General features: G+C 57.6%; 9 protein-coding genes and 3 tRNA genes. 5 read left to right on the plus strand and 7 right to left on the minus strand.

Annotation, left to right across the window (positions count from 1 at the left end; all coding sequences use genetic code 11):
* Positions 1-10 precede the first annotated feature (10 nt).
* Genes FHX06_RS27430 through FHX06_RS27440 form a run of 3 tightly spaced genes read right to left on the minus strand, consistent with a single transcriptional unit; the run spans position 11 to position 2,370 of the window.
* Entirely contained in the window at positions 11-1,030 is a 1,020-nt protein-coding gene (locus tag FHX06_RS27430; protein WP_113212518.1) for an alpha/beta hydrolase family protein, read from the minus strand.
* Between the two features lie 31 nt (positions 1,031-1,061).
* Positions 1,062-1,592, minus strand: a complete 531-nt coding sequence (locus tag FHX06_RS27435) for a hypothetical protein (RefSeq protein WP_113212539.1) — start codon at positions 1,590-1,592, stop codon at positions 1,062-1,064.
* Positions 1,593-1,596: 4 nt separating this feature from the next.
* Entirely contained in the window at positions 1,597-2,370 is a 774-nt protein-coding gene (locus FHX06_RS27440) for an NAD kinase (protein WP_112544494.1), read from the minus strand.
* Positions 2,371-2,633: 263 nt separating this feature from the next.
* Between FHX06_RS27440 and FHX06_RS27445 the strand changes: the two genes are divergently transcribed.
* Together FHX06_RS27445 and FHX06_RS27450 are read left to right on the plus strand one after the other, a co-directional pair.
* Positions 2,634-2,709: transfer RNA gene (locus FHX06_RS27445), tRNA-Thr, on the plus strand.
* Positions 2,710-3,362: 653 nt separating this feature from the next.
* Entirely contained in the window at positions 3,363-3,710 is a 348-nt protein-coding gene (locus FHX06_RS27450) for a hypothetical protein (protein ID WP_113212520.1), read from the plus strand.
* Positions 3,711-3,831: 121 nt separating this feature from the next.
* Here FHX06_RS27450 and FHX06_RS27455 read toward each other — a convergent pair whose 3' ends face one another.
* The 3 genes from FHX06_RS27455 to rlmB form a co-directional block, all read right to left on the minus strand.
* Positions 3,832-3,969, minus strand: coding sequence for a hypothetical protein (locus FHX06_RS27455; RefSeq protein WP_183881469.1), 138 nt, complete (start codon positions 3,967-3,969; stop codon positions 3,832-3,834).
* A 64-nt stretch (positions 3,970-4,033) separates the two neighbouring features.
* Entirely contained in the window at positions 4,034-4,318 is a 285-nt protein-coding gene (locus FHX06_RS27460; RefSeq protein WP_113146238.1) for a hypothetical protein, read from the minus strand.
* 58 nt (positions 4,319-4,376) lie between these two features.
* Positions 4,377-5,267 (minus strand): 23S rRNA (guanosine(2251)-2'-O)-methyltransferase RlmB, encoded by an 891-nt coding sequence (rlmB, locus tag FHX06_RS27465; RefSeq protein WP_113212521.1) that lies wholly within the window; start codon positions 5,265-5,267, stop codon positions 4,377-4,379.
* A 204-nt stretch (positions 5,268-5,471) separates the two neighbouring features.
* Here rlmB and FHX06_RS27470 point away from each other — a divergent pair.
* Positions 5,472-5,556, plus strand: a tRNA-Tyr gene (locus FHX06_RS27470).
* A gap of 25 nt (positions 5,557-5,581) precedes the next feature.
* Positions 5,582-5,655 (plus strand) — tRNA-Gly (locus FHX06_RS27475).
* Between the two features lie 35 nt (positions 5,656-5,690).
* Here the strand turns inward: FHX06_RS27475 and FHX06_RS27480 are convergent.
* A complete protein-coding gene (locus tag FHX06_RS27480; protein ID WP_112544490.1) occupies positions 5,691-5,900 on the minus strand; it encodes a hypothetical protein in 210 nt (69 codons plus the stop codon).
* Positions 5,901-6,287: 387 nt separating this feature from the next.
* Here FHX06_RS27480 and FHX06_RS27485 point away from each other — a divergent pair.
* Positions 6,288-6,380 (plus strand): GTP-binding protein (locus tag FHX06_RS27485; protein WP_018010120.1); only part of this gene is annotated, 93 nt, incomplete at its 3' end.

Genomic DNA, 6,380 nt, shown 5'->3' on the forward strand with positions numbered 1-6,380 from the left:
CTTTTCTTTTTCAGGTGTCCACTGGAATGTCTATTGCGTGAAAGAACACACCCGATAGTTCGGCAATCTCCTCGTGGACGTCAGCACGTTCTACGCCCGCCGGGTCGGTGAAGAGATGCTCTGCGAAGGAAAGCCCCAATGCCGTCCCCTCGGGCACGAAGATATAATGCCCAAGACCGCCCTGGAGTATCTTGAAGGTGCTGCGATCAAGCTGCGCATGCAGCCATGACGAACATTCTTCGACTGGGGCCGTGTTGTCGGCATCACCAACCAGAATGAGGGCAGGCTTATCGATGGCTTTCAGGCTCTGTTCGCTGAAGCCGCGGATAGATCGACCGGGCGCGCAGATCAGCGCGGCCTTGATCCTGTCATCGCGATAGGATCGCGACATCCGCGACCATGAATCGCGAAATGCCTTACTCGTGCGAAGCAGCGACGGAATATGATCGGCGAGGTCAGGAAATTCCCTCGGCCCACGCGGGCCCCCAGGCTTCAATCTGGATTGTTCGAATTGTGAGAATTGCGCGACTGCGCCGAGGAGCAGCATCACCGTATAGGCTCCTGCTGAAAAGCCGGCGGCGAATACGCTCCTGCTATCGATATGCCCGGCAAGATCACCCTGCCAGTCTTTTCGGCGATCGAGCATGAGGCTCAGATCGGGCGCGCGCTCCCAAAGGCAGGCGAAGCCCTCGGCGCGATAGGCTTCGCCGCCGGTATTGCCGTGGTGGTTGACACCGACAGCGATAAATCCACGATTGACCAGGCGGCGAGCGAGCCATTCCAACCCTGCGGCCGAGCCGCCGGTGCCATGCGACAGCAGGACCAGCGGGTAGGGCTTGGTCGTCGGCTGAACGGGTGCATCGCGGGCGACCGCGGTCCTTCGGAACCAGCTTCGTCCCGAGATTTCGGTTTCGATCGACCCCGCGGCTGCCGGATACCAGAGAGACCAGCGAACAGGTCTTGGGCCCGTCTCGTCCCAGTCCGGCCGCGTCTCGTCGTAGAGAACACCTTCGCGAAAGCCGAGTTTCATGGCTTAGCCCCGATGAATAGGCCCCTGGCGCTCAGTTGGTCGCCTTCTCCACGGTAATGTCCCCAAACTCGTCGATCACCACTGTCCAGCCGTCGGGCTCGGCAGCCGGATCGGTCTTCAGATAGACGGTGGCGAAAAGGCCAGGTTCCTTGATGAAGCCGCTCGAATTTTCGGGCCGGATGTCAGTGATATAGGGCTTGAGATCGCTGATTTCCTGCAGTTCGACCGTCGAGAGAATGGCAGGTCCGTCGTCTATCTGCGCGATCTGCTGCAGAAAGACCCTTGAGGTCTTGTCCGCCTGACGCACGGCAAAAAGCTTGTAATAGCCGTGCCGCTGCTCCGGCTTGGCAGCCTCGCCGCTCACATTTTGTGCGCTGACGCTTTGCGTGGTTGTCGGGGCACGTTCCACCGGCAGCGAATTGCCGTCATCTTCCCAATAGCCGGTACTGGTCGCGAAGATGATCGAGGCCGGTAGGATATCGTCATGAACGGTCTCCGCCTCGGCGGCGACCGACCATCCCGAAACGAGGAGTGCCATTATCACTGCTTGCCGCATCGCCATCATTTCAATCCTCGAACTGTTCTGCCAGAATCCGGTCGGACCAAGAGCGGTCAGGATCGGAAAGGATGCGTGCCGTCATATCTTCGGACTGGGCGATGCGCACCTGGAGTATGGATTTGATCTCCGTATTGTCTGCGACCGCGTTCACCGGCCGCTTCTCGGCTTCCAAAATATGGATGTCGACGGTTACCCGGTTGGGAAGCAGCGCTCCGCGCCAGCGCCGCGGCCGAAAGGCGCTCACGGGCGTCATGGCGAGAAGAGGCGCGTCAAGCGGCAGGATCGGGCCGTGGGCAGAAAGATTGTAGGCCGTCGAGCCCGCGGGCGTTGCCACCATCAACCCATCGCAGATTAATTCCTCCAATCGCACGTGTCCGTCGATTTCCACCCTGAGCTTCGCTGCCTGATAGGATTGCCGGAAAAGATAGACCTCGTTGATTGCAAGCGCCGAGGACTTGCTGCCGTCGGCATTGGATGTCGTCATCTTCAGCGGATGAAAGGCATTCTCGACAGCGGCACAGATGCGGTCATGCAGGTCGGAAGTCTTGTAGTCGTTCATAAGAAAGCCGACCGAGCCGCAATTCATGCCGTAGACGAGTTTGCCGCTGTTCATCGTGCTGTGCAGCGTCTGAAGCATGAAGCCGTCGCCGCCGAGCGCAACGATGACATCGGCCTCGTTCGCAGGCACGTCGCCATAAAGGCGAATCAATTCGTCTCGCGCGGCGAGTGCTTCCGTGGTCGGCGAGGCGATAAAAGAAAGCGTCTGAAATGAACGGCCCATGCAATGCCCTTTGTTATGCTGCTCTAGCTAAAGGATAAAGGGCTTGTACGACAAGACGTTTTGCGTTGCGGGCGAAGTTCGGATGATCTTGGGCTCCCGTAAATCGCCGGACGATTCGAAGGACCAACAGGTCCATATCCAAGCCTCGCAGGCTTTTCCCAACCAGTGCATTGATCGGCAGCCGCTGTGGATAGCGTCAATGGACAGCCGGAAAGGGCAAATTTTCTTTACAAAAGATCAGAATCTGCTACTTCGCACGCATTGCCCTTGTAGCTCAGTTGGTAGAGCACCTGATTTGTAATCAGGGGGTCGCGGGTTCGAACCCTGCCGGGGGCACCATACAATCGCAAGCGATATCAAGCGCTTAATCAGAACCCGCCCGTCTGAGGCGGTTTTTTTGTGCGCAAATTATTTCGAGGGTTACCGTGTTTTCCGGGCTTTCGCCGATGCAGCTGTGATTCCTCAGGAACGAGGGATGTGGTCGCAGGTGGCCCTGCTTTATCGATTCGAACGGAAACGGTACTGGCGTCAAGTTTCGCGATGCGACTTGAACACTTCAGTAGCTGCAAGACAGCGCGTTGGTGGGCCTGAACCCGTGTCCGCAGGCGGGATTGACGGAAGTCCTGGGCTGATATTGGAAATCGGGGCGATTTGTAGCCGGGTGTGTCGTGCAGGACGAAGCGAGTATGCTCACGCCGATCAGTGCGGCGCTAACTATGAGTGTCCGGAGCCTACTCTTCATGATCACCTTCCCTGACAACGCACCGGAATGGAAAATGTCGCTATACCGGACATAGGCAAGGGGCGTGGCGCACAATTGACCGCTCCATTTCGCTTCAACAGCTTCTAACGGCGGCCTATCAACAAACAAGCGCGGGGGCACCGGCTTTAAAAGGCCATTCCACTACATGAACGGAGACTGAAGGCTCGCTTCAGCAGCAATTCAGGGGCATCAGGCCATTCTCGCTTCATCAGAAACGAGGAAGTGAGCCATGAGGATCTCCAGTCTTCTCCTAGCAGCCGCCCTTTCGGCCGGTACTTTGTTTTCCGCTGTAGCCCCGGCTGCGGCCATCCCTCTCGACCGTTCGGAAGTCGCTCAACAGGGCGATATTATCCAGGTCCGCGGCGGCGATCGGGATTGGGGTGACCGCGATCGGGGTGATCGCGATTGGGGCGATCGCCGTGACTGGCGAGAGCGCCGTGAGTGGCGTGAGCGTCGCTACTGGCGCCCGGCCTGGGGCTATGAACGCCGCTGGAACCCATGGCGGGAAGAGCGTTGGCGCGAGCGTCACGAGTGGCGGCGCCACCATGGTGGACCCTATTGGCTCTACCGGAGCTGATCGCTAACCGAGAAAGTAATTCCAGCTCCAGAAAAATCCCGCCGCAATTTCTCGCGGCGGGATTTTTGCTTGATCGGTTCAGACGCATTGTCTGCGCCTTGTCCGATGAGGCGATGCGCAGTCACTTTTGCGCGGGTTCGTTCACGCTCGATTCGATCTTCGTCCCGTTGCCGGTCTGCCCCGCACCGGACGGTGACATCATTGCGATGCTGAGAACGGAGGCAATCATGACGACAACGACGGCAATCATCAGGCGCATGGACATTGAATCCCTGTTTGTCTGCGGGGATTAACGTCTGACCGCTTTACCGGTTCCGGATCTGCTATTGCACGGATGGAGGAGGATTGGATGGCGTCGTCGATGGTGCCAGGGGATCGGGCTGGCGGATAGGGTGCGACTTGTCCACCCAGATGATGCTCAAAATGACCATGACGAAGACCGCGATGAAGAGAACGCCGAAGATCAGCGGTCGAAATGCCATAATGCGGATTTCCTTTTTACCGACGCCCCGAGGGTAAAATGCGTCGCCGATCTTAGCGACCGGCGCGCTCTTTCCAAGGCCCAATATGGACCATGAGGGCAGGTGTTCAACCGCGATGGCCGCCAAGCAGGCCTCCGCTCTCAATTGACTGCGCGTGATACAACGGAAACCCGTCGGCTGCCGCCTACGCTTTCACGTGCAGCCTTGCCGCATAAAGGGCAATCGCCGCGGCATTCGATACGTTCAGCGATTTGATGGCGCCGGGCATATCGAGCCGTGCGAGCGCGTTGACCGTCTCCCGCGTCTTCTGCCGCAGGCCCTTACCTTCCGAGCCGAGAACCAGCGCGATTCTGTCGCCCGAAAAAGTGCCTTCTAGCGCTGCCGGTCCTTCCGAATCGAGCCCGATCGTGAAGAAGCCGAGCTTGTGCAACTCGCCGAGCGCATCCGAGAGATTGGTGATCTGTATATAAGGTATGAGCTCCAGCGCGCCGGAAGCCGATTTGGCGAGCACGCCCGATTCGGTGGGGCTGTGTCTCTGGGTGGTGATAACGGCACCTGCATTGAAGGCGACGGCCGAACGCATGATGGCGCCGACATTGTGCGGATCGGTCACCTGATCGAGCACGAGAAGCAATGGGCTGTTTTTCAGTGCTTCCAATCGTCGGACGGGCAGGGGGCGTGTTTCGAGCATTACCCCCTGATGGATCGCCTCCGGGCCGAGCACCTTGTCGATATCTTGAGGAGAAACCATTTCGAGCGGGATGCCGATCGTATCCGGATCGATCTCCAGCCGTGCCAGAGCATTCTGTGTCACCGACAGCTTGATGTTCTTGCGTTCAGGGTTTTCGAGCGCGGCGCGAACGGTATGAAGGCCGTAGAGGAAGACCTGGTCGGGAGCCAATGCGGGCGGTTTCCAGTCGTCTCCACCACGCTTGCGTTTCTGTGGCGCGGGTGTCGGGATTTCACCGCGTTCGCGCTTGCCGTCGCGATGCGCGCGTCGCAAGGTTGCGTAATGCGTGTCCTTTGCGGACTTGTCGTTGGCGGGCTTGTCGCCGGATTTGTTATCTTTGCTCATGCGGCTTTATAACGATGGCGCCTGTTGCCGCATAGGCTTTCTTTCATGTGCCGGCTTTCAACAGGCGATGAAATTTTTCCTGTCTTTTCCATTGTCATCGTGTTGACAGACTGAAATCGTCCGGTCATATACGCGGCGCAGACGACGGGGCGGCAACGCTTCAACGTCTGACAAACTTGGTCTTCAAGATCCGGACGAAAAACTGGAGAGATGCCCGAGTGGTTAAAGGGGACGGACTGTAAATCCGTTGGCTCAGCCTACGTTGGTTCAAATCCAACTCTCTCCACCATTCGTCATTGGATCGGACCAACCCCGCGGGTATAGCTCAATGGTAGAGCAGCAGCCTTCCAAGCTGAATACGCGGGTTCGATTCCCGCTACCCGCTCCAACTTCTCTGATACCATCGCAGGATCGCGCCGGCTTTCAGAACTCGAAAACGAGGTTCATGAAATTGCCGATCATCCAGTAGCCGAGCACCCCTATGGCAATGCCGGCGATGAAGACCGACGACTGGCCCGTGTTCCTTTTGATGCTCGTGTTCGTATCCGTATCGTCGTCGTCACGCGGATAGCCGAACGCACGATGATCTTCCGTGAATGCCGAATAGTGGTTGCTATAGCTCTCCGATTGCATTGAGTGTTCCTCCGTATATTAGAGGGATATCATGAAAGTTTTCCCGTTCCGTGAAATCAATTGGTAAAATGTAAGCTAATCTTGTTGGCAGGCATTGCGCCGCCGGTATTGAAAGGCATCCGGGCATCGCTCGCGGAAGCACCGGTCGGCACCTGCCTCAATAAAGCCGGAAGCGGCAATACCTCTCGATTTTGCCTTGGATTTCAGGCGTTTTCGGGAGAGTGCGGGCGAATCGCCTTGCGGGTTGCGAATTATCTCCCATATGCGCTGGCACGCCAAGAATGGCGTCTGCAATTAAGTCTTGCGCAATTTCGCCGAAAGCCTTAAACGGCGGCACTAAACCGGTTCGCCGGGGTCACCCATTTTACGTCCACAGGAAGCATTCAAATGGCAAAGAGTAAGTTTGAGCGCAACAAGCCGCACGTCAACATTGGCACGATCGGCCACGTTGACCACGGCAAGACGTCTCTGACGGCAGCG

The sequence above is a fragment of the Rhizobium sp. BK512 genome, assembly GCF_014194915.1.
Lineage (GTDB): Bacteria > Pseudomonadota > Alphaproteobacteria > Rhizobiales > Rhizobiaceae > Rhizobium.

Coding starts and splice junctions, on each gene's coding strand:
- FHX06_RS27440 (WP_112544494.1), bottom strand. CDS start 2,370: ATGGGCCGTTCATTTCAGACGCTTTCTTTTATCGCCTCGCCGACCACG.
- FHX06_RS27430 (WP_113212518.1), bottom strand. CDS start 1,030: ATGAAACTCGGCTTTCGCGAAGGTGTTCTCTACGACGAGACGCGGCCG.
- FHX06_RS27480 (WP_112544490.1), bottom strand. CDS start 5,900: ATGCAATCGGAGAGCTATAGCAACCACTATTCGGCATTCACGGAAGAT.
- FHX06_RS27455 (WP_183881469.1), bottom strand. CDS start 3,969: ATGCGCCTGATGATTGCCGTCGTTGTCGTCATGATTGCCTCCGTTCTC.
- rlmB (WP_113212521.1), bottom strand. CDS start 5,267: ATGAGCAAAGATAACAAATCCGGCGACAAGCCCGCCAACGACAAGTCC.
- FHX06_RS27450 (WP_113212520.1), top strand. CDS start 3,363: ATGAGGATCTCCAGTCTTCTCCTAGCAGCCGCCCTTTCGGCCGGTACT.
- FHX06_RS27435 (WP_113212539.1), bottom strand. CDS start 1,592: ATGGCGATGCGGCAAGCAGTGATAATGGCACTCCTCGTTTCGGGATGG.